Source organism: Streptomyces sp. NPDC127197, from assembly GCF_042672405.1.
In the GTDB taxonomy this organism is placed as follows: Bacteria; Actinomycetota; Actinomycetes; order Streptomycetales; family Streptomycetaceae; genus Streptomyces; species Streptomyces flavusporus.
Map to the genome: position 1 here is coordinate 97,749 of NZ_JBHXVG010000023.1, position 23,846 is coordinate 121,594.

Annotated in this window: 22 protein-coding genes and 1 riboswitch; of the genes, 8 read left to right on the forward strand and 14 right to left on the reverse strand. The window is 72.3% G+C overall.

What is annotated here, in order from left to right:
* The first annotated feature begins 5 nt into the window (after nucleotides 1-5).
* Complete coding sequence (locus tag ACFVJQ_RS30265) at nucleotides 6-1,115, forward strand: ferritin-like domain-containing protein (RefSeq protein WP_385513326.1); 1,110 nt, start codon at nucleotides 6-8, stop codon at nucleotides 1,113-1,115.
* A gap of 7 nt (nucleotides 1,116-1,122) precedes the next feature.
* Here the strand turns inward: ACFVJQ_RS30265 and ACFVJQ_RS30270 are convergent, their stop codons facing one another.
* The 5 genes from ACFVJQ_RS30270 to ACFVJQ_RS30290 all read right to left on the reverse strand — a co-directional run bounded on the left by ACFVJQ_RS30270 (nucleotide 1,123) and on the right by ACFVJQ_RS30290 (nucleotide 6,605).
* Complete coding sequence (locus tag ACFVJQ_RS30270; RefSeq protein ID WP_385788671.1) at nucleotides 1,123-2,583, reverse strand: peptidoglycan D,D-transpeptidase FtsI family protein; 1,461 nt, start codon at nucleotides 2,581-2,583, stop codon at nucleotides 1,123-1,125.
* Nucleotides 2,580-3,944 (reverse strand): FtsW/RodA/SpoVE family cell cycle protein, encoded by a 1,365-nt coding sequence (locus tag ACFVJQ_RS30275; protein ID WP_385513324.1) that lies wholly within the window; start codon nucleotides 3,942-3,944, stop codon nucleotides 2,580-2,582. The genes ACFVJQ_RS30270 and ACFVJQ_RS30275 overlap by 4 nt, the downstream gene beginning before the upstream one ends.
* A 38-nt stretch (nucleotides 3,945-3,982) precedes the next feature.
* Nucleotides 3,983-5,263 (reverse strand): ATP-binding protein, encoded by a 1,281-nt coding sequence (locus ACFVJQ_RS30280; RefSeq protein WP_385513323.1) that lies wholly within the window; start codon nucleotides 5,261-5,263, stop codon nucleotides 3,983-3,985.
* A complete protein-coding gene (locus ACFVJQ_RS30285) occupies nucleotides 5,260-5,997 on the reverse strand; it encodes a hypothetical protein (protein ID WP_385788674.1) in 738 nt (245 codons plus the stop codon). The genes ACFVJQ_RS30280 and ACFVJQ_RS30285 overlap by 4 nt, the downstream gene beginning before the upstream one ends.
* Before the next feature lie 101 nt (nucleotides 5,998-6,098).
* Complete coding sequence (locus ACFVJQ_RS30290) at nucleotides 6,099-6,605, reverse strand: dual specificity protein phosphatase family protein (RefSeq protein WP_224735427.1); 507 nt, start codon at nucleotides 6,603-6,605, stop codon at nucleotides 6,099-6,101.
* A gap of 97 nt (nucleotides 6,606-6,702) precedes the next feature.
* Between ACFVJQ_RS30290 and ACFVJQ_RS30295 the strand changes: the two genes are divergently transcribed.
* On the forward strand, nucleotides 6,703-7,509 hold the full coding sequence (locus ACFVJQ_RS30295) for a nuclease-related domain-containing protein (RefSeq protein ID WP_385513321.1): 807 nt from the start codon (nucleotides 6,703-6,705) through the stop codon (nucleotides 7,507-7,509).
* Nucleotides 7,510-7,537: 28 nt separating this feature from the next.
* Here the strand turns inward: ACFVJQ_RS30295 and ligD are convergent, their stop codons facing one another.
* Complete coding sequence (gene ligD, locus ACFVJQ_RS30300) at nucleotides 7,538-8,419, reverse strand: non-homologous end-joining DNA ligase (protein ID WP_385513320.1); 882 nt, start codon at nucleotides 8,417-8,419, stop codon at nucleotides 7,538-7,540.
* Nucleotides 8,420-8,481: 62 nt separating this feature from the next.
* Here ligD and ACFVJQ_RS30305 point away from each other — a divergent pair, with 62 nt between their 5' ends.
* Nucleotides 8,482-9,477: a Ku protein gene (locus tag ACFVJQ_RS30305; RefSeq protein WP_385788677.1), complete on the forward strand. Its 996-nt coding sequence runs from the start codon at nucleotides 8,482-8,484 to the stop codon at nucleotides 9,475-9,477.
* 12 nt (nucleotides 9,478-9,489) lie between these two features.
* Here the strand turns inward: ACFVJQ_RS30305 and ACFVJQ_RS30310 are convergent, their stop codons facing one another.
* The 8 genes from ACFVJQ_RS30310 to ACFVJQ_RS30345 form a co-directional block, all read right to left on the reverse strand.
* Nucleotides 9,490-10,242 carry a DUF4142 domain-containing protein gene (locus tag ACFVJQ_RS30310; protein ID WP_385513318.1) on the reverse strand — a complete coding sequence of 251 codons (753 nt, stop codon included), beginning with the start codon at nucleotides 10,240-10,242 and terminating at the stop codon, nucleotides 9,490-9,492.
* Nucleotides 10,243-10,347: 105 nt separating this feature from the next.
* Nucleotides 10,348-11,187 (reverse strand): energy-coupling factor ABC transporter ATP-binding protein, encoded by an 840-nt coding sequence (locus ACFVJQ_RS30315; RefSeq protein WP_385513317.1) that lies wholly within the window; start codon nucleotides 11,185-11,187, stop codon nucleotides 10,348-10,350.
* Entirely contained in the window at nucleotides 11,184-11,933 is a 750-nt protein-coding gene (cbiQ, locus tag ACFVJQ_RS30320) for a cobalt ECF transporter T component CbiQ (protein ID WP_385513316.1), read from the reverse strand. The genes ACFVJQ_RS30315 and cbiQ overlap by 4 nt, the downstream gene beginning before the upstream one ends.
* Nucleotides 11,934-12,278, reverse strand: coding sequence for an energy-coupling factor ABC transporter substrate-binding protein (locus ACFVJQ_RS30325; RefSeq protein ID WP_385513315.1), 345 nt, complete (start codon nucleotides 12,276-12,278; stop codon nucleotides 11,934-11,936).
* A complete protein-coding gene (locus ACFVJQ_RS30330) occupies nucleotides 12,275-12,967 on the reverse strand; it encodes an energy-coupling factor ABC transporter permease (protein WP_385788680.1) in 693 nt (230 codons plus the stop codon). The genes ACFVJQ_RS30325 and ACFVJQ_RS30330 overlap by 4 nt, the downstream gene beginning before the upstream one ends.
* A gap of 29 nt (nucleotides 12,968-12,996) precedes the next feature.
* Nucleotides 12,997-13,181, reverse strand: a riboswitch (cobalamin riboswitch).
* 60 nt (nucleotides 13,182-13,241) lie between these two features.
* Nucleotides 13,242-14,243, reverse strand: coding sequence for a methylmalonyl Co-A mutase-associated GTPase MeaB (gene meaB / locus ACFVJQ_RS30335; protein ID WP_385788682.1), 1,002 nt, complete (start codon nucleotides 14,241-14,243; stop codon nucleotides 13,242-13,244).
* Nucleotides 14,240-16,417 (reverse strand): methylmalonyl-CoA mutase, encoded by a 2,178-nt coding sequence (gene scpA / locus ACFVJQ_RS30340; protein WP_385788684.1) that lies wholly within the window; start codon nucleotides 16,415-16,417, stop codon nucleotides 14,240-14,242. Before scpA ends, meaB begins: the two co-directional genes overlap by 4 nt.
* Complete coding sequence (locus ACFVJQ_RS30345) at nucleotides 16,417-18,219, reverse strand: methylmalonyl-CoA mutase family protein (protein WP_385788686.1); 1,803 nt, start codon at nucleotides 18,217-18,219, stop codon at nucleotides 16,417-16,419. The genes scpA and ACFVJQ_RS30345 overlap by 1 nt, the downstream gene beginning before the upstream one ends.
* Before the next feature lie 220 nt (nucleotides 18,220-18,439).
* On the opposite strand from ACFVJQ_RS30345, the gene ACFVJQ_RS30350 reads away from it, so the two are divergent.
* The 5 genes from ACFVJQ_RS30350 (at nucleotide 18,440) to ACFVJQ_RS30370 (ending at nucleotide 23,832) form a co-directional block, all read left to right on the forward strand.
* Nucleotides 18,440-18,691, forward strand: a complete 252-nt coding sequence (locus ACFVJQ_RS30350) for a hypothetical protein (protein WP_385513310.1) — start codon at nucleotides 18,440-18,442, stop codon at nucleotides 18,689-18,691.
* Nucleotides 18,691-21,054, forward strand: coding sequence for a heavy metal translocating P-type ATPase (locus ACFVJQ_RS30355; protein ID WP_385788688.1), 2,364 nt, complete (start codon nucleotides 18,691-18,693; stop codon nucleotides 21,052-21,054). The genes ACFVJQ_RS30350 and ACFVJQ_RS30355 overlap by 1 nt, the downstream gene beginning before the upstream one ends.
* Complete coding sequence (locus ACFVJQ_RS30360; protein ID WP_385788690.1) at nucleotides 21,051-21,572, forward strand: copper chaperone PCu(A)C; 522 nt, start codon at nucleotides 21,051-21,053, stop codon at nucleotides 21,570-21,572. Before ACFVJQ_RS30355 ends, ACFVJQ_RS30360 begins: the two co-directional genes overlap by 4 nt.
* Before the next feature lie 116 nt (nucleotides 21,573-21,688).
* A complete protein-coding gene (locus ACFVJQ_RS30365; protein ID WP_385513307.1) occupies nucleotides 21,689-22,753 on the forward strand; it encodes an ABC transporter substrate-binding protein in 1,065 nt (354 codons plus the stop codon).
* A 2-nt stretch (nucleotides 22,754-22,755) separates the two neighbouring features.
* Nucleotides 22,756-23,832: a FecCD family ABC transporter permease gene (locus ACFVJQ_RS30370; protein WP_385788692.1), complete on the forward strand. Its 1,077-nt coding sequence runs from the start codon at nucleotides 22,756-22,758 to the stop codon at nucleotides 23,830-23,832.
* The last annotated feature ends 14 nt before the right edge of the window (nucleotides 23,833-23,846 follow it).

Below are 23,846 nucleotides of genomic sequence, written 5' to 3' on the forward strand. Positions count from 1 at the left end.
GCACCATGCCGACCTTCGACCAGTACGCCATGGACCCCGGAGTCCCCCTCTGGCCGGTGCCCGCGACCGGTGCGGCCCGGTTCAGCTGGGAGTACGACGACGGCCGCGACCGTCTTCTGGCCCTGTACCAGAAGGGCAAGGACAAGCAGTGGGACGGGCAGAAGCGGATCGACTGGGACCTCGAGGTCGACCCGTACGACCCGCTCGGCACCCCCGACGAGGCGCTCTCGCTGTACGGCACGAAGCACTGGACGAGGCTCACCGAGAAGGACCGGGGTGAACTGCGGCGGCACTACTCCGCCTGGCAGTTCAGCCAGTTCCTGCACGGCGAGCAGGGCGCGATGATCTGCGCGGCGCGGATCGTCGAGTCCGTTCCCGACCTGGACGCCAAGTTCTACTCGGCGACACAGACCATGGACGAGGCCCGGCACGCGGAGATCTACGGGCGCTTCCTGCACAAGAAGATCGGGATGCTCTACCCGATCAACGACAACCTCCAGTCCCTGCTCGGCGACACCCTGCGCGACAGCCGCTGGGACATGCCCTACCTCGGCATGCAGGTGCTGATCGAGGGCCTCGCCCTGGCCGCCTTCGGCATGATCAGGGACACCACGAACAAGCCGCTGCCGAAGCAGATCCTGGCGTACGTCATGCAGGACGAGGCCCGGCATGTGGCCTTCGGCCGGATGGCCCTGCGCGACTACTACAGGCAGCTCAGCGACGCCGAACTGCGCGAACGCGAGGAGTTCGTCATCGAGGGCTGCTACCTGATGCGCGACCGGCTGCGGGGCGTGGAGGTGCTGGAGAACTTCGGCATCCCGAAGGCGGAGGCCGAGGAGTACACCGAGCGGTCCGAGTTCCTCGCCCTCTTCCGCAAGCTGCTCTTCAGCCGCATCGTCCCCTGCGTCAGGGACATCGGCCTGTGGGGCAAGCGCCTCCAGCAGGCCTATGTCGACATGGGCGTCCTCGAGATGGGTGACGCCAACCTCGACCTGCTGATGTCCCAGGACGAGGAGATCGCGGACCGGCTCGACGCCGAGCGCTTCGCGGCCGAGGAACAGGAGCGGGTCGCGGAGGTGACGGAGGCGATCGAAGCGGGCGCCTCCCCCGACTGACGGCTTCTCATGACCTGAGCACCGCCGCCATCACCGCCCGGGCGATCGGCGCCGCCACCCCGGCCCCGCTGATGTGCCCCCGGTGCGCCGCCGCGTCCTCCTCCACCACCACGGCGACCGCGACCCTCGGCTCCGGTTCGTCCTCGGCCTGCGCCCAGGACACGAACCAGGCGTACGGCATACCGGTGTTGCCGATGCCGTGCTGGGCGGTGCCGGTCTTGCCGCCGACCGTCGCGCCGGGAATCGCGGCGTTGGTGCCGGTGCCGTCCTCCACCACGCCCCGCATCAGCTCCCGCAGCCGGGCCGCGGTGGACGGGAGCATCGCCTGGCGGACCGGGCGGGCACCGGCCGTGGACACCGTCGCACCCCGGTTCGTGGTCGTGCGCTCCACGAGATACGGCTCCCGCAGCTGCCCGCGGTTGGCCACGGCCGCCGAGACCATCGCCATCTGCAACGGCGTGGCCCGCGTGTTGTACTGCCCGATGGACGACAGGGCCAGCTGCGCCCGGTCGACCCTGGTGTCGAAGCTGCTCGGGGAGACCGGGTACGGGATCCGCAGCCCCGTGTCGTTGAAGCCGAACGCCTGGGCGGTCGCCGCCATGCCGGTCACGCCCACGTCCACGCCCAGCTTCGCGAACACCGTGTTGCAGGACCGCTCGAAGGCCACCCGCAGTGAGGCGTTCCGGCAGCCCTTGGCCGCGTTGCGCAGCGGCGTCGTGGTACCGGGCAGGGTGTACGGGTCGGGCGAGCGGGTGGGCCGGTCGACGTGCCTGATCACGCCGGCGTCCAGTGCCGCCGCCGCGGTGACCACCTTGAAGGTCGAGCCCGGCGGATACGTCTGCCGCACCGCCCGGTTCAGCATCGGCCTGGCGGGGTCCGCGTTCAGTCCCAGCCAGGAACGGGTCACCGACGGGCCGTTCCCCGACAGCGACTCCGGGTCGTACGACGGAGTGGAGACCAGCGCCAGGATCCGTCCCGTCGCCGGTTCCAGCGCCGCCACCGCACCCGTGCGTCCGCCCAGCCCCCGGTACGCCGCCTGCTGCGCCGCCGCGTTGAGCGTGGTGACGACGTCACCGCCCGGATTCTGCGCCCGGGTGAGGTCGGACCACAGGGGGAACGGCGAGAGCATCGGGTCGGTGCCGGACAGGGTGCTGTCCTCGGCGTGCTCCAGGAACGACGTGCCGTACTCCTGTGAGGCGAAGCCGGTGACGGGGGCGTACAACGGGCCGTTCACGTAGGTGCGTTCGTAGCGGAGCTGCTCGCCGGTGTCCTCGGAGCCGGTGACCGGCCGGCCGCCGACCAGGATGTCGCCGCGCGGCTGGCCGTAACGGGCGATGCTCTGACGGCGGTTGGCGGGGTTGTCGTCGTACGCCGGGGCCTGGACGACCTGGATGCGGGACGCGTTGAGCAGCAGGGCGACGAGCAGCAGGGCGCAGAAGGCGGCGGCGTGCCTGATGTGCCGGGTCACGGGGCGACCCGCCCGTCGTACTGTCTGCGGGCCGAGTCGCTCACCCGGATCAGCAGCGCCACGATCGCCCAGTTGGTGACCACCGAGGAGCCGCCCTGCGCCAGGAACGGCATCGCCATGCCGGTCAGCGGGATCAGGCCCGTCACCCCGCCCGCGATGACGAACACCTGGAGCGCCACGATCGACGCGAGCCCCACCGCGAGCAGTCGGCCGAACGGGTCGCGCAGGGCGAGGCCGGCCCGGTAGCCACGCTCGACGAGCAGGGCGTAGAGCAGGAAGATCGCGGTCAGCCCCAGCAGGCCGAGTTCCTCGCCCGCCGTGGCCAGGATGAAGTCGGACTTGACGGCGAAGCCGATCAGGGGGGAGTGGCCGAGCCCGAGGCCCGTGCCGAGCATGCCGCCCGCCGCGAAGGCGAACAGGGACTGCGCGAGCTGGTTGGGGCCCCGGCCGGCGTCGATCGACGCGAACGGGTGCAGCCAGTCGTGGATCCGGGCGGCCACATGGGGTTCCATCCGGCCGACGGCGACCGCGCCCAGCGTCGCGAGCAGCAGACCGACCGCGATCCAGCCGGTGCGGCCGGTCGCGACGTACAGCATGACCACGAACAGGCCGAAGAAGAGCAGCGAGGTGCCCAGGTCGCGTTCGAGGATCAGGACGCAGACGCTCAGCAGCCAGATGGCGACGACCGGCCCGAGGACCCGGCCGGTGGGAAACTGCAACCGCCAGATGCGGCGGCCCGCGTACGCCAGCGCGCTGCGGTTCGCGGCCAGGTACGCGGCGAAGAACACCGCCAGCAGCACCTTCGCGAACTCGCCCGGCTGGATGGAGAATCCGGCGATCCGGATCCAGATCCGGGCGCCGTTCACGGCCGGGAACAGGATCGGCAGGGTGAGCAGGACCAGGGCGGCGGCGACACAGACGTACGCGTAGCGCTGCAGGACCCGGTAGTCGCGCAGCGCGGCGACGACCACGATGAACAGGGCCACCCCGAGGGTCGACCAGACGAGCTGGGCGGGGGCCGCCCGGTCACCCGGCGTCTGCAGGTCCAGCCGGTAGATCAGCACCAGGCCGAGGCCGTTGAGCAGGACACCGATGGGCAGCAGCAGCGGATCGGCGTACGGGGCGCGGAGACGGACCGTCAGATGGGCGAGCAGCGCGAGGACGCCGAGCCCGGCGCCGTAGCCCATGGCGCCGGGCGGGACGGCGCCGTGCCGGGCGAGGCCGACAGCGCAGTAGCCGTACACCGAGAGGAGTACCGCCAGGACGATGAGGGCGAGTTCGATGCCACGGCGCCGGGGGATGCGGAGCGCGGGAGCGGGTGCGTCCGTTGCCACGGTGGTTCCGGTTCCGGCCTTCGTCATGCCCGGAACTTACCCAAATGAGGAGAGTTGTTCTCCCGTCATGCTGCGCCATCGGGGACCGCCGGGCCCCCGTTCGGCGGAGTCGGAGGAAGCGTCAGCCGCGCCACCGCCCCGCCGTCCGGTGCGTTGCCGAACTCCAGGCGCGCGCCCAGCACCTCCGCCTGCCCGAGAGCGATCGTCAGGCCGAGTCCGTGCCCTTTCGAGCCGCCCTCCGTGCGGAACCGCTGCGGCCCGTGCGCCAGGAGGTACTCCGGATAGCCGTCCCCGTGGTCCCGCACGGTCACCACGGGCCCGTCCACCGTCAGCACCACCGGTGGCCGCCCGTGCTTGTGCGCGTTCGCGACCAGGTTGCCCAGCACGCGTTCCAGCCGCCGCCGGTCGGTCTCCACGCGCGCGTCCCGCACGATGTGCACCCGCGTCTCGGTCCCGGAGGCCCGCACGACCCGGCCGGCCAGTACGCCCAGTTCCTCGACGGCCAGGTCCAGCCGCTCCCGCCGGGTGTCCAGCCGGGAGATCTCCAGCAGGTCCTCGGTGAGGGTGCGCAGCGCCGCCACCCGGTCCCGCACCAGCTCGGTCGGGCGGCCCGGCGGCAGCAGCTCCGCCGCCGCGTGCAGGCCGGTCAGCGGGGTGCGCAGCTCGTGCGCCACATCCGCGGTGAACCGCTGCTCGGCCTGCAGCTTGCCCTGGAGCGAGGCGGCCATGGAGTCCAGCGCGGCGGCCACCGCGGCCACCTCGTCCTGCGGCCGGCTCGGATCGCGGGTACGGGCGTCGTGCACGCGCGCGTCCAGGTCGCCCGCGCTGATCCGCCGCGCGACCTGCGCCGTGGCGTGCAGCCGCCGGGTCACCCGGGTCACCGCGAACACCCCCACCAGCACCGTCGCCCCGGTCGCGAGCGCCGACGACCAGCCGATCGCCTGGTCGAGGCCGTCGATGGTGCGCGCCTGCTGCGAGTAGTCGACGGCCACCGCGAGGACCCGGCCGCGGTCGGCGGGGCCCGCCGCCCACATCGTGGGGCGGCCCTGCCGGTCGGCGACCATCGTGCCGCGGTCCCCGGCCGCCGCGAGCTCACGCAGCGGCGCGGGCAGCCCGTCGGGGTCGAGGCCGGCGCCCGGCACCAGCGGGTCCCCGGCCTCGTACGCCGCCGTGGCGTCCGCCAGCCGGGACAGCGCGAGGTCGCGGGCCTCGCCGACCGTCCGGTGCGTCACCGAGACATGCACCAGGACGCCGAGCAGCGCGGCGAGGGCGCAGCACATCGCCGTGATGAAGAGGGCGGACTTCACGGCCAGGGTGCCGGCCCAGCGGGGCAGCGTGAGCCTCATCGAGGGCTCGCCGAGGGCGTGACGGACGGGCGGGGGGAGTCCTCCCGCTTGCCGGTGCGCAGCATCTCGTCATGCGTGAGCAGCATCGCGCGCTGCTCCGGGTCCCAGGTCCACTGCAGGCGGTACTCGTAGCCCGTGACCTCGGACGGCGCGCGCAGGATCACCGACCGCCCGGCGATCTCCACCCCGCTCAGGGCGTCGTCGTACGCCATGACCTGCATCAGCCGGTGCCTGTCGACGGTGTAGACGCGGACGGCGGTCAGCTCGCCGGGCAGCAGCCGGAAGCCCAGCGTCAGCTCGTGGCGCCCGTCGCCGGTCAGATCCCGGAAGTACGGCTCGAGGACCGGGCACCGGGTCCGGTCCCCGGCCCTGCCGCACTCCGCCATCCGGCGGGCCGTCTCCCGGTACGGCGCCTTGCTCCCCTGGTAGTCGCCCGGGCTCGCGGCGATCTCGGTGCGGACCACCGCGACCGGGTCCACCGTGCGGATGTCGTCGCCGGGGACGTCGACACCCTTCATGACCTTCCGGTCCACCTCGCCGATCTCGAAGGCGGGGCTGGACGCCGGCGGCAGCTCGGGCCACAGCCGGGCCGGGCCGACCGCGGTCGGTGTCGCCCCCGCGCCACGCAGCCCGCCCGCGTCACCGCAGGCCGTGGCGGTCGCCGCCAGAAGGACGGCCGCGAGGACGGCGAGGACGCGCACGGGGGTGGTGCGCGGGGGGAGACGGAGGGGCACTGCGCTCCTGTGGTTCATGGTTCACGGTGGTCGGGCCGCGTACACCTTATTCGTGGGGAATTCCTTTTTGCGTATCCGCTCGGTGGGCGGACGGCCCACGGCTACTCGGCGAGCTCCTCCAGTAACCGCACCGTCGGCAGCCCCGCCCGCAGATACTCCACGAACAGGTCGTTGTGCAGCGCCCAGGGCGAGCGGCGGGCGCGGATCAGCCGGATCGCGGCCTCCACGGAGCTGCCGCCGTGCACCAGGGCGTGGGCGATGACCAGGCCGGAGCGGTTGTAGCCGTGGTAGCAGCGGACGAGGACCCGGCGTCCCTGGTCCAGCGCGTCGCAGACGGCCTCGGCCAGCCGGATCACGCCCGCGAGCTGGGTGCCGTCCAGGGGCCCGTCCGGGATGGGCCACACCTGGTGCTCGACGCCCGGGTCGGGGCCGTGGCCGGGCAGCCGCAGAAGGGTCTGGACGAGATCGAACTCGTTCCGCACGACGGCGAACTCCACCTCGCCCGAACGGCCCGTGAACTCGTGCCCGCCCATCCACAGACCGGGCACGATCTCGTCCCACGGGCTGTCCGGAGCCGGTACGTCGGGTTGCTTCCTGCGGGTACGCAACGGCTCCTCCCGAGGGCCTGCCCAACTCCTCTCAAAGGTAACCGGGTTCTTGCCCCTGGAGCACCCCGCCTGTTCCCATGGTCATGGGGTGATGTGCATGAGCGGACTGCGCGTCGTACCGACCTGGCAACACGGTCGGGAACGGCTGTACGTCTGCCTCACGGACGGCAGGAACATCGCCTGGTACGACCGTGAGGCGGCCCGGGTCAACCTGATCGGCGAGGACCGCAGAGAGGATGTCCTCCAGGCCCTGCGCCCCTTCCTGACCGGCCCGGTCACGGTGGGCCCGCCACCGGTGCCCACCCCGGCCGAGCTGGCCCGTCTCTCCCTGCACCCGGACGACGACCTGGCGCCCAACCGCCCTGGCGAGGCCCTCCTGATCGCCCTGGACCGGAATCCGGGCGGCCCGGTGCCCCGGCTGCGCACCGATCCCCGGCGCCGGGCGCTGGAGGCCGAGCAGACGGTGGGGGAGGCGCTGGACCGGCTGGACGGCGCGGGCTGGCACACCCTGCACTCCGTTCCGCTGCCCGGCGGCGACCGCATCCACCATCTGCTGATCGGCCCCGGCGGACTCTTCGCGATCCACACGCTGTACGCCCGCAAGCAGCGGATCCTGGTCGCCGACCCCATGGTCACGCCGGGGCGGCGGGAGGCGCGGCCGCTGCTGCGCCGGGTGCGTGCGGACGCCGACCGTGCCTCGTACGCCCTGACGGCCGAGGTCCACCCCGTGCTGGCCCTGGTCGGCCCGGCCCGCGTGTCCCTCGACGGGCCGGTGCGCGAGGTCCGCGTCCTGCAGGACACCGACCTCGCCGGGCTGGCGCGGCTCGGGGGAGTCCTGAAACCGGCGGACGTGGAGGCCCTGCACGCGATGGCCCGGGACCGGAACACGTGGGCCCGGGTGTGAGCGCATTGCAGGTGGGGTGCCCGGATGGTCAGGGCAGCCGGCCGGCCTGTTCCGGGTCGAGCAGCGGGGCCAGTACATCGCCGTAGTCCTGCACGCGCGGGGCGATGTCGCCGGCCTGGAAGGTCAGCTGGCCGACGTCCCCGCACGCCTCGACCTCCTCCCAGGTCACCGGCGCCGACACCGTCGGCGTGGCCCGTGCCCGCAGGGTGTACGGCGTCGCCGTCGTCTTCCGGGCGGCGTTCTGGCTCCAGTCGACGAACACCTTGCCCGGTCTGAGGCTGCGCGTCATCCGGTGCAGGACCAGCCGGGGCATCGCCTTCTCCGCCTCCATGGCGAGCTCCTCGGCGTACTCCGACACCTGGTCGGAGGGGGTCGGCCGGATGCCGGCCAGCAGATGAAGCCCCTTCGACCCGGATGTCTTCGCGTACGCGTCGATGCCGTCCGCCGCCAGCCGCTCCCGCAGCCACAGCGCGACCTCGCAAGCCTGGACGACGGTCGCCGGTGCCCCGGGGTCCAGGTCGAAGACCAGCCGGTCGGCCATCGCCGGCTCCTGGATCACCCACTGGTGCGTGTGGAACTCGGTCACCAGGTTCGCGGCCCACATCAGGCTCGGCAGGTCCTGCACGAGCACCATCCGGGCCGGACCCTCCGAACGGGGCACCTCGGCGGTGGTGACCCACTCGGGCGTACCCGGCGGCACGTTCTTGGTGAAGAAGACCTGCCCGTCGGGCCCGTCCGGGTAGCGCAGGAAGGACACCGGCCGATCCCGCAGATGCGGCAGCAACACGTCGGCGGTCGTCGCGTAGTAGTGCAGCAACTCGCCCTTGGTGAACCCGGTCGCCGGGTGCAGCACCTTCTCGAGATTGCTCAGCGCGACCCGCCGCCCCTCCACCTCTGTGATCGGCGTCATACGATGAGAATCACATGAAACCGGGTGATATCGCCTGATACAGCTTGATGCCGCCATGAAAGGTGCTGGATGTGCGATCCATATGGAACGGCGCCATCTCGTTCGGCCTCGTCAGCGTCCCGGTCAAGCTGGTGAACGCCACGGAGAGCCACTCGATCTCGTTCCGCCAGATCCACACGGAGGACGGCGGGCGGATCCGGTACCGCAAGTTCTGCGAGCTGGAGGACCGCGAGGTCAGCGGGGCGGAGATCGGCAAGGGCTACGAGGGCGCGGACGGGTCGATCATTCCGATCACGGACGAGGATCTGGCCCATCTGCCCCTCCCGACCGCGAAGACGATCGAGATCGTGGCCTTCGTGCCGGGCGAACGGATCGATCCGCTCCAGATGGACGCGGCGTACTACCTCGCGGCGAGCGGCGCCCCGGCCGCCAAGCCGTACACCCTGCTGCGGGAGGCCCTGAAACGCAGCAACAAGGTCGCCATCGCCAAGTTCGCGCTGCGCGGCCGGGAGCGGCTGGGCATGCTGCGGGTGGTCGGCGACGTCATCGTCATGCACGGGCTGCTGTGGCCGGACGAGGTCCGCGCCCCCGAGGGCGTCGCCCCCGAGACCGACGTCACCGTCCGCGACAAGGAACTCGACCTCGCGGACACCCTGATGGACACCCTCGGCGAGGTCGACCTCGAGGACCTGCACGACGAGTACCGCGAGGCCGTCGAGGAGGTCATCGCCGCGAAGGCCGCCGGCGAGGCACCCCCCGAGGCCCCCGAGCCGGCGAAGGGTGGCAAGGTCATCGACCTGATGGCCGCCCTGGAGAGCAGCGTCAGGGCGGCGAAGGAGTCCCGCGGCGAACAGCCGGCCGAGGTCCGCGAGCTCCCCCGGCGCAGGACGAGCCGCAGCGCGCCCAAGGAGCCCGCGGGCAGGAAGTCCACGGCGAAGAAGCCGACCGCCAGGTCGACGCAGACGGGAAAGAAGACGGCGTCCACGAAGAGCACCGCGAAAAGCACGACGAAGAAGACCGCCGCGAAGAAGACCACGTCCCGCAAGCGCTCGGCCTGAGCGGACGCCCCGTCAGCGGGCCGTCGAGTTGGCCGTGGGCGTGGGTGTCGGGGAGCTGGTGTTCACGTCCAGGCCGGGGGGTTCGGTGAGGGCCACGACGGGGGCGCCGGGCTGCGGCGGGGGCGGGGTGACCTGTTCCCTGGGCATCTTCGGCGGGCTGGTCTGGGCGAAGTTCACCTGGTCGAAGTTGACCATCTCGGTCTTCTCCAGAACCGTGATGTGGTCGAGCACGGTGTCGTTGGTTTGGTCGGCCAGCGCCCGGACCAGCGTGTTCTTGGTGCTGGCGCGGATCTTGGCGACGACCGGGAAGATCCCCCCGTGCGCGGTGCGCATGATGTTCACCGCGGTGGTGTCGAACTGCTTGCCGCGCTCCGCGTCCGCCGTCGCCACGAACTGTTCCTGCTGCGGGGAGGGCTGGTTGGGCAGCGTGATGCCGAGCTCGGGAGCGATCTTGCGGCAGGTCGCGTCGAGCCGGGCGTGCCCGGCGACCAGGTGTTCGCCGGCCTCCTTCATCTCCGGCGTGGTGCCGCGCTCCATCGCCATCATCCCGAGCGGGTACTCCCACAGCCCGGCCGCACGCACCTTGACGACGAAGTCGCGGTCGGCCTCGGTGAGCGGCCCGTACGGGGTGTTGGCGATGACGCGATCCTGGGCGCTCGACGTGTTCTCGACCCCCAGCATGGCGGGGTAGGCGAGGGCCGCGATGGTCAGGGTCAGCGCGCCGCCCATGAAGACGGCTCCGACCATGCTGCGCGTAAGGCGCATTCTGCCTCCTGGTGCGAACGGCTCCGGACGCCAAGGAATACGGATCGCAGGCGCCCCGCAATCATCGAGCCGGGTAAAAAACTGCCGCGGGCGGTATGGCATGCATCACAAGGCGGTCGCCGTCACGGCGGCCAGCTCCTCCGCCGTCCGCGGACCGGCGACGTGCTCGCCCAACAGCCCCTGCGCCCGCAGCAGTTCCGCCGCCGCGACGCCCCACGGCAGCCGCAGCCCGGCCTGCCGGAGGAGGTCCGTGCGGGCCAGCGCCGTGGGCGCGGGCCCCGTGCGGACGCCGGACGGGGTGAGCAGGGCCGCGTCGTCGGCCCAGCGCAGCGCGAGATCCACGTCATGGGTCGCCATCACCACGGTCGTGCCGCTCTCGCGGAGGGCATCGAGGGTGGCGAGCAGCCGTTCCTGACCGTCGGGGTCGAGCCCGGCGGTCGGCTCGTCGAGGATCAGCACCCGCGGGCGCATGGCGACGGCACCGGCGATCGCGGTCCGTTTGCGCTGCCCGTAGGAGAGCAGGTGCGTGGGCCGGTCGGCCAGCCCGGCGATGTCCAGGGCGTCGAGCGCCTCGGCGACGCGGGAGCGCACCTCGGCGTCGGACAGCCCCAGGTTCAGCGGACCGAAGGACACGTCCTGCGCGACGGAAGCGGCGAACAGCTGGTCGTCCGGATCCTGCACGACCAGTTGGACGGTGGTCCGCAACCGGGTCAGGCCCTTCCGGTCGTACGACACCGGCCGGCCTTCCACCGTCAACTGCCCGCTGTGCGGCCGCAGTCCGCCGCTGAGCAGCCGCATCAGCGTGGTCTTGCCGCTGCCGTTGCGCCCGAGCAGGGCCAGTGCCCGCCCCTCGGGCACCGCGAAGTCGAGGCCGTCGAGCACGACGGGGCCCTCGTCGTAGGCGAAGGACGCGCCCCGCAGGGCGACGAGCGCGGGCTCGCTCATGACAGCGGCCTTTCCAGTACGAAGGTGAGGGCGGCCAGCGCCGCCAGCAGTGCGGTGCTCGCGGCCGTGAAGCGGACGGAGACGCGGGCCTCGGGCACCAGGACGCGCAGGGTGCCGTCATAGCCGCGTCCGGCGAGCCCGGTCTGCAGCCGCGCCGCCCGGTCGAAGGCCCGGACGAAGGCGGTCGCGCCGAGCCCGGCCAGGGAACGCCAGGTCGCGGCCCGCGTGGTGTGGCCGAGCCGGGCGGCCTGCGCCTCCCGGATCCGGCGCACGGAGTCGAGCAGCAGGAAGCTCATGCGGTACGTCACCAGCGCCACGTCGACGACCGGCGCCGGCACCCCGGCCTGCACCAGCCGCGGCAGCAGATCGGACATCGGGGTGGTGAACGCGAACAGCAGCACGCCGAGCGAGGCGGCCGAGGTGCGCAGCAGCAGTTCCCCGGCGCGCACCGGGCCCTCGTCGGCCAGGGACACGAACCCGCCCGGCCCGCCGACCTGCACGAGCAGGGTGGCCGCTCCGGTCACACAGAACCCCAGCGGCACCCGGTAGGCCCGCCACAGACGACGCCGGGGCACGCCCGCCGGACCGAGCAGCGCCACGAGCGCCGTCACCAGGACCAGGGCGGCGCCCGGCCAGGGCGGCAGCGAGATCGCGAGCAGGGTGAGACCCAGCCCGAGCACGGCCTTGTCCACGGGGTGGCGGCGGCGCCAGCGACTGCTGTGCGCCGCCGCGTCGATGGGCAGCACTCAGACCTGCTCGTCGGCGCCGTCGGCGCCCTGCCGCTCCAGCGCCCGCTTCTCGCCCTGCCGACGCCCGCGCCGCAGCCCGAAGTAGTAGGCGAGGACACCCGCGCCGATCGCCGCCTGCAGCGAGAACAACGCCGACTCGATCTCGCCGGAAGGCGGCTCGTACAGGGGCGAGAACCAGGGCTCGTAGTCCGGCTCGATCTCGGTGATGGCCTTCTCCGCCTGCCCGTCGGCGCCCGTGAACGGCTCCTCCTCGTCGTCGCCGAGACCGAGAGCCAGCGGCAGCACCGCCAGCGCGGCGACGAGAAGCAGCAACAGGGAGTTGATCTTCGCGTTCCGGCTCATCCGGCCACCGCCTCGGTGCCGGCCTTCTTGGTGAGGAGGACACCGAGCCGGGTCAGCTCACCCCGGCTCGACTGCACCAGCAGACGCATCACCAGCACCGTGAGCAGCCCCTCGCTCACCGCGAGCGGGATCTGGGTGACGGCGAAGATGGAGCCGAACTTGCCGAGCGCGCCCAGAAATCCGCTGCCCGGGTCGGGGAAGGCGAGCGCCAGCTGCACGCTGGTGACGCAGTACGTGGACAGATCGGCGACGAACGCGCCGCAGAACACGGCGCCCATCAGCGGCACGTCGTACCGGCGCAGCAGCCGGTACACCCCGTACCCGGCCCACGGACCGACGATCGCCATGGAGAAGACGTTGGCGCCCAGCGTGGTCAGGCCGCCGTGCGCGAGCAGCAGCGCCTGGAAGAGCAGGGTGATGGTGCCCAGCACCGCCATGACCGGCGGCCGGAACAGGATCGCGCCCAGCCCAGTGCCGGTGGGATGGGAGCAACTCCCGGTCACCGAGGGCAGTTTCAGGGCCGACAGGACGAAGGTGAAGGCTCCGGAGGCGCCGAGGAGCAGTGTGCTCTCGGGGTGCTCCCTGACCTCACGGGTGAGTGACCGGACTCCGTGGACGACGAACGGCGCGGACGCGGCGCCCCAGGCGACCGCGTGCGCAGGAGGCAGAAAACCCTCGGCTATGTGCATGGCTCAGCAGACCCTCTCCAGCACCTCGTGGATGGTTGACGTGCCTTGGCCGGTCTCCTGGCTGACGGGTACCACCGCCCGTGCTCCGCCTTCCCGGGTCACAAGGACCCAGTGGCTGCCCGTAAGGGCCGGAGCCGGACTTCCCGATCACAGTGGCGAGGGCCGCACCGGCATTTCACCGGATTTCCCGTGCACCAAGGCGTGGTGACAGTAGTGCTCGGTCAGGGGTGGAGACAAGCGCACCCCGGGAGGCGTGCGGACGGCGGACGCCCGCTCACGCCCCGCGGGACGCGCCGTCGCCGGACCCCTCGAAGGCGTCGAGCAGGCGCTCCGCCGCGAGCGTGGCCGTCAACTGACCGTCCCTGACCCGTTGTTCGAGTTCCGGTGCGAGGGCCCGTACCGCCGGGTCCGCGTGCAGGCGGCCCAGCAGTTCGTCGCGGACCATGTTCCACGTCCAGTCGACCTGCTGGTCGCGGCGCTTGGCGGCGAGCCGGCCGGTGGAGTCCAGGAGGGTGCGGTGCTGCTCCAGGCGCTCCCACACGGTGTCCAGGCCGGTCGACTCACGGGCGCTGCAGTGCAGGACGGGCGGGGTCCAGGCGGCGTCCTTGCCGTGCATGAGACGCAGGGCGCCCGACAACTCCCGTGCCGCGGCGCGGGCGTCGCGCTCGTGCGGGCCGTCCGCCTTGTTCACGGCGATCACGTCCGCAAGCTCCAGGACGCCCTTCTTGATGCCCTGCAGCTGGTCGCCGGTGCGGGCCAGCGTCAGCAGCAGGAAGGAGTCGACCATGTTGGCCACCGCGGTCTCCGACTGGCCGACGCCGACCGTCTCCACCAGCACCACGTCGTAGCCCGCGGCCTCCATCACCACGATCGACTCGCGGGTCGCCTTGGCGACGCCGCCGAGCGTGCCGGCGGTGGGGGAGGGCCGGATGAACGCCGCCGGGTCGACGGCCAGGCGCTCCATCCGCGTCTTGTCGCCCAGGATCGAGCCGCCCGTACGGCTCGACGACGGGTCGACGGCGAGCACGGCGACCCGGTGGCCGAGCGAGGTGAGCAGCGTGCCGAACGCGTCGATGAACGTCGACTTGCCCACGCCGGGCACCCCGCTGACCCCGATCCGCCGCGCCTTCCCGCTGTGCGGCAGCAGCTCGGTCAGCAACTCCTGCGCCAGCGCCCGGTGCTGGGGCCGGGTGGACTCGACGAGGGTGATGGCCCGGGCCACCATCGCCCGCTTCCCGTCGAGCACACCCTTCACATACGCGTCGAGATCGATCACAGCTCGTGTCCGAGGTCGGCCGCCAGCCGCCGCAGAAGGTCGTGTGCCGCGTCCGGGATCACCGTCCCCGGCGGGAACACGGCCGCCGCGCCCATCTCCAGCAGGGTCGGCACGTCCTGCGGCGGGATCACTCCGCCCACCACGATCATGATGTCCTCGCGCCCCTCCGCCGCCAGCTCCTCGCGCAGCGCCGGTACGAGCGTGAGGTGGCCGGCGGCCAGCGAGGAGACGCCCACGATGTGCACGTCCGCCTCCACCGCCTGCCGGGCGACCTCGGCGGGCGTCTGGAACAGCGGGCCGACGTCCACGTCGAAGCCGAGGTCGGCGAACGCGGTGGCGATCACCTTCTGGCCGCGGTCATGGCCGTCCTGGCCCATCTTGGCGACCAGGATGCGCGGGCGGCGGCCCTCGGCCTCCTCGAAGGAGTCCACGAGCGCGCGGGTGCGGTCGACGGACGGGGACTCGCCGGCTTCGCCTCGGTACACGCCGGAGATCGTACGGATCTGGCTCGCGTGCCGTCCGTACACCTTCTCCAGGGCGTCGGAGATCTCCCCGACGGTCGCCTTGGCGCGGGCCGCGTGCACCGCCAGCTCCAGCAGGTTGCCGTCGCCGCCCGCGGCCCGGGTCAGCGCGTCCAGCGCGTCCCGGCAGGCGGTCTCGTCGCGCTCCTCGCGCAGCCGCCGCAGCTTCTCGATCTGCTGGGCGCGCACGGAGGAGTTGTCGACCTTGAGGACCTCGATCTGCTCGTCGGTGTCCACCCGGTACTTGTTCACGCCGATCACCGGCTGCCGCCCGGAGTCGATACGGGCCTGCGTGCGCGCCGCCGCCTCCTCCACGCGCAGCTTCGGAATGCCCGCGTCGATGGCCTGCGCCATGCCGCCCGCCTGCTCGACCTCCTGGATGTGCTGCCAGGCACGGCGGGCCAGGTCGTACGTCAGCTTCTCGACGTAGGCGCTGCCGCCCCAGGGGTCGATCACCCGGGTCGTGCCCGACTCCTGCTGGATGAGCAGCTGGGTGTTGCGGGCGATCCGCGCGGAGAAGTCGGTGGGCAGGGCGAGGGCCTCGTCGAGGGCGTTGGTGTGCAGCGACTGGGTGTGGCCCTGCGTGGCGGCCATCGCCTCCACGCACGTGCGGGTCACGTTGTTGAACACGTCCTGCGCGGTCAGCGACCAGCCAGAGGTCTGCGAATGGGTACGCAGAGAAAGGGATTTGGCGTTCTTCGGGTCGAACTGCTTGACCAGCTTGGCCCACAGCAGGCGGGCCGCCCGCAGCTTGGCGATCTCCATGAAGAAGTTCATGCCGATCGCCCAGAAGAAGGACAGCCGCGGCGCGAACGCGTCCACGTCCAGCCCGGCCTCCCGCCCGGCCCGGAGGTACTCCACGCCGTCGGCGAGGGTGTACGCCAGCTCCAGGTCGGCCGTCGCGCCGGCCTCCTGGATGTGGTAGCCGGAGATGGAGATGGAGTTGTAGCGGGGCATCCGCTGCGAGGTGAAGGCGAAGATGTCGGAGATGATCCGCATCGACGGCTTCGGCGGATAGATGTAGGTGTTGCGGACCATGAACTCCTTGAGGATGTCGTTCTGGATGGTCCCGGCCAACTTCTCGGGCGGTACGCCCTGTTCCTCCGCCGCCACGATGTACAGCGCGAGCACCGGCAGCACGGCGCCGTTCATCGTCATCGACACGGTCATCCTGTCCAGCGGAATCCCGTCGAACAGCTGCCGCATGTCGTAGATCGAGTCGATCGCCACGCCCGCCATGCCGACGTCACCGGTCACCCGCGGGTGGTCGCTGTCGTAGCCGCGGTGCGTCGGCAGGTCGAAGGCGACCGACAGACCCTTCTGACCGGCCGCCAGGTTGCGCCGGTAGAAGGCGTTGGACTCCTCCGCCGTGGAGAAGCCCGCGTACTGGCGGATCGTCCAGGGCTGGTTGACGTACATCGTCGGGTACGGGCCGCGCAGGTACGGCGCGATGCCCGGGTAGGTGTCCAGGAAGTCCAGGCCCGCCAGGTCCTGCCCGGTGTACAGCGGCTTGACGGTGATGCCCTCCGGGGTCTCCCAGAGCAGGTCGTCGCCGTCGGTTGCCTTCTTCACGGCCGTGCGCCACTCGTCGGCGCCCCCTTCGGCGGCCGGGGTCCCCAGCTCGACTCCGGCGAAGTCGGGGATTCCTCCCATCAGGACACTCCCATGCGGTCGAGGGTGGCGGAGAGCACGGCAACGGCGTCGCAGCCGGCGAAGACGTAGGCGTCGACACCGCTGTACTGACCGGGACGCCCGGCCAGGAACACCTGGCGGACGCCCGCCTTCCGCAGGTCCTCGGCGGCCTGCGCGGCCTGCTCCTCGTACAGCGCGTCGCTGGAGCACAGGCAGGCCTCGGTGGCGCCGCTGTCCTCGAAGGTGCCCTCGGTGACCGGCTCGATGCCGCCGGCCTGGAACAGGTTGGAGGCGAAGGTGAGGCGTGCGGTGTGCGCGGCGGCGGGGCCCAGGGCGGCGAGGTAGATCCGCGGCCGGCTGCCGGTCGCCGCGAGGTGGGCGTCGGAGCGGGCGCGCAGTGCCTCGTACGCCTCGTCGCGCCGCACGCGCGGCAGCCCGCCGGAGGGGGCGGCGGGAGCGGGCGTACGCTCCACCGGCCGCTCGGCGAGGTGCGGGAACTCGCTGACACCGGTGATGGGTTCGCGCCGCTTGGCGAGCTTGTCGGTACGTGCCGCCCAGGTGTCGGCCAGGTCCTGCCCGAGACGGCCCGAGCGCAGGGCGGCCGCGAGCCCGCCGGTCCGCTCGATACCCTGGAAGAACTCCCAGCCCGCTTGGGCGAGTTCGTCGGTGAGCCGTTCCACGTACCAGGAGCCGCCCGCCGGGTCGATCACCCGGGACAGGTGCGACTCCTCGATGAGGATCGTGGAGGTGTTGCGGGCGATGCGCCGCGCGAACGCGTCCGGCAGACCGAGCGCGTGGTCGAAGGGGAGCACGGTGACGGCGTCGGCGCCGCCCGCCCCGGCGGCCAGCGCGGCGACGGTGGTGCGCAGCATGTTCACCCACGGGTCGCGGCGCGTCATCATCACCGGCGAGGTCACGACGTGCTGGACCTGTGCGCCAGGGGCTCCGCACACCTCGGCCACCCGTGCCCACAGTCGGCGCGCCGCCCGCAGTTTGGCGATCGTCAGGAACTGGTCGGCGGTGGCCGCGTACCGGAACTCCAGCTGTGCGCAGGCCTGTCCGACGCTCAGCCCCGCCCCGGTCAGCTCCCGCAGATAGGCGACACCGGTCGCCAGTGAAGCGCCCAGCTCCTGCGCGGCGGAGCCGCCGGCCTCGTGGTACGGCAGCGCGTCCACGGTCAGCGCCCGCAGCCCCGGATACTCCTCGGCGCACCGCCGGGCAAGTCCGGCCACCGGCGCGAAGTCGAACGGCTGCCCGGTCCGGGCCTCGAGCCCCAGCGGGTCGGCGCCCAGGGTGCCGCGCGCCGCATCCCTGCCGACGCCCCGCTCCTCGTACAGCCGCAGCAACTCCCGCGCGGCGGACTCGACATCGGCCCCGGCGTCCAGGGCGACGGGCGCCAGGTCGAGATACACGCCGTCGAGGACCCGGCCGAGCGACGCCACCGGGATGCCGCCCTCGCCGACCACCAGCCACAGCGATGTGACGCCGTTCTCCAGGTCCGCGAGGACCGCGTCGGTGTCGGGCGTCGTGTGCCGCTGTCGTACGTCCCAGCCGCCGGCCGTGTTGCCCTCGGCGCGGCTGCCGCGCACAAAGGGTGCGAAGCCGGGCAGGCCGGGTTCGGGCGCGGTGTCGTGACCGGTGTACAGGGGGCGGACGCGCAGTCCGTCCTCGAGCGTGGTGGACAGGGCGTCCTCGGCCGCAGCGCCCTCGACTTCCTTGCCCGATTTGAGCAGGACGCCCGCCACGAGGCGTTGCCACTGTTCACGGGTCGCGTCGGAGAACTCGGCGGCCAGAGTGAGCCCGTCGTCGGGCAGGACCGTCATGGCTCGGATGGTAGGCCAGGTGGACACCTGAGCAGCAGAGGACCGGGCTGTGACCTTGTCCTCGCCCGTTCACCCTTGAAGCCCGGGCGGACTCCGTACTACGTCCGGATGTGACCGCGACCACCTCTGGCTTACATGTGACGTACACCACAAAATCGTCCGGGAACCCGCCCCTCACCAGCCCCGACCTCTGTAACCGGTACAGGTCAGGAGGCCGGTGATGGAACAAGCACAGCAAACCTCCCGAGGAACGGGCGTCCAGGCGCTGCGAAGACTGGCGCCACCACCCGCCCTGTGCGGTTTCCTCCTGCTCCTCACCCTGGTCTTCACGGTGTCGTACGCCGTCGGATCCGCAGCCGGACCGGTCGCGCCCGGCATGCGCCCTTCCGGCACGAGCAACGGCGTCGAGGACGACCCGGGCACGGGCACGGACCCGGAGACCGACGAGATGCCGGGAATGGGTGGCCACTGATGGCCACGGAACCGGCACCCCCGCTGCTCACCACGGACCTGACCGTGGGCGGAATGACCTGCGCGGCCTGTGTGCGGCGGGTCGAGAAGAAGCTGGCCAAGCTGGAGGGTGTGACCGCGACGGTCAACCTGGCCACCGGCAGCGCCCGGGTCAGCCATCCACCGGACATCCGCCCCGAGGAACTCGTCGCGACGGTCGAACAGGCCGGGTACACGGCCGCACTGCCCGCGCCACCCCGGGAGCGGAGGCGTACACAGGACGAGGCCGGGTCCGACCCCGAGGCCGATGCCATGCGGCAGGAGCGGGACCGGCTGCTGATCACCGCGCTGCTCGCGGTGCCCGTGCTGGTGCTGTCCATGGCGCCCGCCTGGCAGTTCCGCAACTGGCAGTGGCTGTGCTTCGCGCTGGCCGCGCCGGTCGCCGTGTGGAGCGCGTGGCCGTTCCATCTGCGCGCGCTGCGCGGGCTGCGGCACTCGACGGCGACCATGGACACGCTGGTCTCGCTCGGCGTCGTGGCCTCCTTCTCCTGGTCGGCGTACGCGCTGTTCCTCGGCGGCGCGGGCGATCCCGGGATGCGGATGGCGTTCAGTCTGCTGCCGGACGCCTCGGACGACGGCATGGCTCACGTCTACCTGGAAGCCGCGGTCGCCGTACCGCTGTTCGTGCTGGCCGGACGCTTCCTGGAGGCGCGGGCCCGGCACGGCACCGGGGCCGCCCTGCGGTCGCTGGCGGAGCTCGCCGCCAAGGAGGTCTCCGTACGCGACGACGACGGCTCCGAACGTCTCGTTCCCATCGAGGAGCTGACGGTCGGGCAGGTCTTCGTCGTACGGCCCGGTGAGCGGGTCGCCACCGACGGCGAGGTGGTCAAGGGCAGTTCCGCCGTGGATCTGTCGCTGGTCACCGGGGAGAGCGAGCCGGTCGAGGTCGCGCCCGGATCCGCCGTGGTCGGCGGGGCCGTCAACGCGGGCGGGCTGCTGCTGGTGCGGGCCACCGCCGTCGGCGCCGACACCCAGCTCGCCCGTATCACCCGGCTGGTGACCGAGGCCCAGGCCGGCAAGGCGAAGGCGCAGCGGCTGGCCGACTCGGTGGCCGGGGTGTTCGTGCCGGTGGTGCTCGCGCTGGCCGTGACCGTGCTCGGCTTCTGGCTCGGAGCCGGCGCCGACCCGCAGGCGGCGATCACCGCATGCGTGGCCGTCCTGGTCGTGGCCTGCCCGTGCGCCCTGGGTCTGGCGACCCCGACCGCGCTGATGGCCGCCACCGGCCGGGGCGCCCAACTCGGCATCCTGGTCAGGGGCCCGCAGTCCCTCGAGGGCCTCGAACACATCGACACCGTCGTCCTCGACAAGACCGGCACCCTCACCTCCGGGCACATGACCGTCGCCCGCGTCACGGCCGTACCGGACGGCCCCGGCCGGGACGAGGTGCTGCGGCTGGCCGCGGCAGTGGAGCAGGGCTCCGAGCATCCGCTGGGCCGGGCGATCGTCGCGTACGCGACCCGCACCCTGCCCGGGGCCCCGCTGCCGGAGGTGGCCGACTTCACCGCCACGGCCGGCCGGGGCGTACGCGGCCGGGTCGAGGGTCGGCTGGTCGAGGTCGTCGCACCGGACGACGAACTGCCCGAGGCGCTGACGGACGCGCTCCCCGCCGCGGAGGCCGCCGCGCACACGCCCGTCCTGGTCCGCGTGGACGGGCAGACCCAGGCGCTGATCGAGATCGGTGACGTCGTACGGCCCGGCAGCTACCGGACGGTGGACCGGCTGCGCCGGCTCGGCGTCGAGCCGGTGCTCGCCACCGGCGACCGGGAAGCCCCGGCCCGCGCCGTCGCCGCCGCGCTCGGTATCGAGGAGGTGCACGCCCGCTGCACCCCCGAGGACAAGGCCGACCTCGTACGGGAGCTGCGCGAGAGCGGCCGCCGGGTCGCGGTCGTCGGCGACGGCGTCAACGACGCGGCCGCGCTCGCCGGGGCGGACCTCGGCATCGCCATGGGCGGCGGCACGGACGCGGCGATCGGCGCGGCCGACGTGACGCTCGTCCGCGGTGACATCGAGGCGCTCGTGGACGCGATACGGCTCGCCCGGCGCACCCTGTCCACCATCCACACCAATCTCCTGTGGGCCTTCGGCTACAACGTCGTCACCGTGCCGCTCGCCATGGTCGGCCTGCTCAACCCGATGCTGGCCGCCGCCGCCATGTCGGTCAGCTCGGTCCTGGTGGTCACCAACAGCCTCCGTCTGCGCGCCTGGCAGCCGTCATCCGGCCGGGGGAGTGGCCGGGCCGACGGGGAGAGCCGCGGAGCGGCTGCCGGGGACGGCGGGCCGCCGCCCGCCGAGAGCCTGATACCGGCCGGGAGGGGTGACGCATGAGCGGAGCGTCGTGGCGGCCCACCCGACGGCGGCTCGCCGACACCCTGAGGGCCGCCGTCGCCCCCGTCGCCGCCTGCGGCATCGCCCTGGGGGCGCTGACCGCGTGGACCGCTGCCGGCAATGCGGGCAGTGGGCCCCGGATCGAGGTCAGCGGGGGACGGGTCTTCCTGCCGAACAGCGAGAGCGGGGACACCGCGGCGTTCTTCCGGATCACCAACTCCGGCGGCATGGGCGACCGGCTGACCAAGGTGACGTCCTCGGACACCCTGGGCGGGGAGGGCACCCTCAGCCGGCACAACATGACCGGCGACGCGGCGGCGACCGGGAAGGCGGTGGACTCCGTGATCATTCCGGCCGGTGAACGCCTCGACATGTCCCCCTACGGCCTCGACATCACCGTGCGGGCGAAGGCGGACTGGCGTACGGGCGACCTCGTACGGTTCACGCTGCACTTCGAGGACAGCGGACGGATCGAGACCCAGGCGGTGGTGGTCCTGCCCACGTCGGACGGGTGGTGACCACCCGCCCGGTCCCAAGTGGCCGATCCGGACGGGAACTTGAGCCGAGCCCGGTCCGACTACTGGTGCGGGTGGCACTCGTCCTCCCGTGTACCGATGGATCCTGGAGTGGTGTGATGCGTATCCGCGCGTGGTGGGGAACGACGGCCGTGGTGCTCGGCGGCCTGCTGGCGGCGGGCTGCGGCGGCGGGAACGACGACTCGGCCGGCGACGCCCCCGCCGGGAACTCCGTCTCCGACGGCTACCCGGTGACCGTCACCGACTGCTCCGGCGCCGAGACCACCTTCGACGAGGCCCCGCAGCAGATCGTCACCAGCAACGCCTCCAGCCTGGAGCTGCTGCTCCGCCTGGGCGCCGGCGACCAGGTGATCGGTACCGGCTTCCCGCCCGGCAAGGGCACCCTGCCCGCTGGACTGGACGCGCAGGCCCAGAAGATCGAGGTGATGAGCGAGTACGTGATCCCGAAGGAGAAGCTCCTCGGCTCCGGCGCCGACGTCTTCGTCGACACCTTCGGGGCGATGGACATGGGCGGGATGGCGGACGTGCCCACCGACGAGGAGTTCAAGGCGGCCGGGATCAAACGCGTCTACCTGAAGTCCACCGCCTGCGCGGCCACGGACAAGACCCCGGTGACCGACCTGTCCGCCGTTCAGGAGGACATCACCTCCCTCGGCGCGGTCACCGGCACCGCCGACAAGGCCAAGGAACTCGTCGACGGCATGAAACAGAAGGTGGACGCCGTCCAGCAGGCGGTCGGCTCCACACCCGAGGACGAGCGGCCCACATACTTCTTCTTCGACTTCGACGCCGGCACCAAGCAGCCCGTCGTCGTCTGCAACCGCCAGGTCGCCAACGCGGTCATCACCCTGGCCGGCGCCCGCAACGCCTTCGCCGACTGCGACGGCGACTTCCAGCAGGTCGGCTGGGAGGACGTGATCGCCAAGAACCCGGAGTGGATCCAGCTCGGGGTGCGCAACCGGGGCAGCGAGGCCGCCAACGACAAGGCGTTCGACGAGGCGCAGAAGTGGCTGGAGACCAACCCGGCCACCAAGGGCCTCAAGGCCGTCAAGGACGGCAACTTCCTGCGCATCGGCTCCGAGCAGACGACCATCGCGGGCGTCACCAACGCCGACACCGTCCAGCAGATCGCCCGGAAGCTCTACCCGGGCAAGGTCGGCTGACCGTGGCCGATGCCCTGCTGAGCCGGAAGAGCCCGGAAACCCGCACCCAGCCACGCGCCGTGCCCGCCGGGCCGCTCGCCGCGGTCCTGGCCGTGGCACTGCTGCTCGCGCTCACCGCTGCGGTGTCCTGGGGCTCCACATCCATCCCGCCGGGCGAGGTGTGGGGCGTGGTGTGGCGGCGGCTGTCCGGCGAGCCGCCACGGCCGGGCACCAACGACCTCATCGTCTGGCAGCTGCGCGTCCCGCGCGCGGTACTGGCGGCCCTCGTCGGCGCCGGGCTCGGTCTCGTCGGTACGGCCGTGCAGGCACTGGTGCGCAACCCGCTGGCCGACCCCTATCTGCTGGGCATCTCCAACGGGGCCTCGCTCGGCGCGGTCGGCGCGATCGTCCTCGGGGTCGGTGCGGGCGGCGCGCTCGGGCTGGGGCTGTCCGCCGCGGCCTTCGCGGGCGCGCTGGCCACCTTCGCCCTGGTGTGGGCGGTGGCCCGGCGCGGCGGCGGGTTCGCACCGCTGCGGCTGGTGCTGGCCGGGGTGGCGATCGGCCAGTTCCTGTCCGGGTTCACCAGCTACCTCGTCCTCCAGGCCGGGGACGAGCAGCAGACCCACAGCGTGCTGTTCTGGCTCATGGGCAGCCTCGGCGGCGCCAACTGGCAGCTGCTCGCCGTGCCCGCCGTCGCGGTGCCGGCCGTCCTGCTGCTGCTCCAGGCCCGCGCCCGCGGCCTCAACGCCCTGCTGATGGGCGACGAGACCGCGGCCGGCCTCGGCATCGACGTCGTCCGGCTGCGCCGGGAGCTGTTCACCGTGACCAGCCTGCTGACCGGCGTCCTGGTCGCGGTGTCCGGCGCGATCGCCTTCGTCGCCCTGATGGTCCCGCACGTCTGCCGGCTGGTCGTCGGCGGCGACCACCGCCGGCTGCTGCCGGTCTCGGCGCTGTTCGGGGCGCTGCTGCTGGTCGTGGTCGACATCGTGTGCCGTACGGCCATGGACAACCAGGAGCTGCCGGTCGGGGTCGTCACCTCGCTGATCGGCGCGCCGGCCCTGCTCTATCTGCTGGACCGGCGGCTGGGGAGCGGAAGTTGAGAGATCGGGGTTGC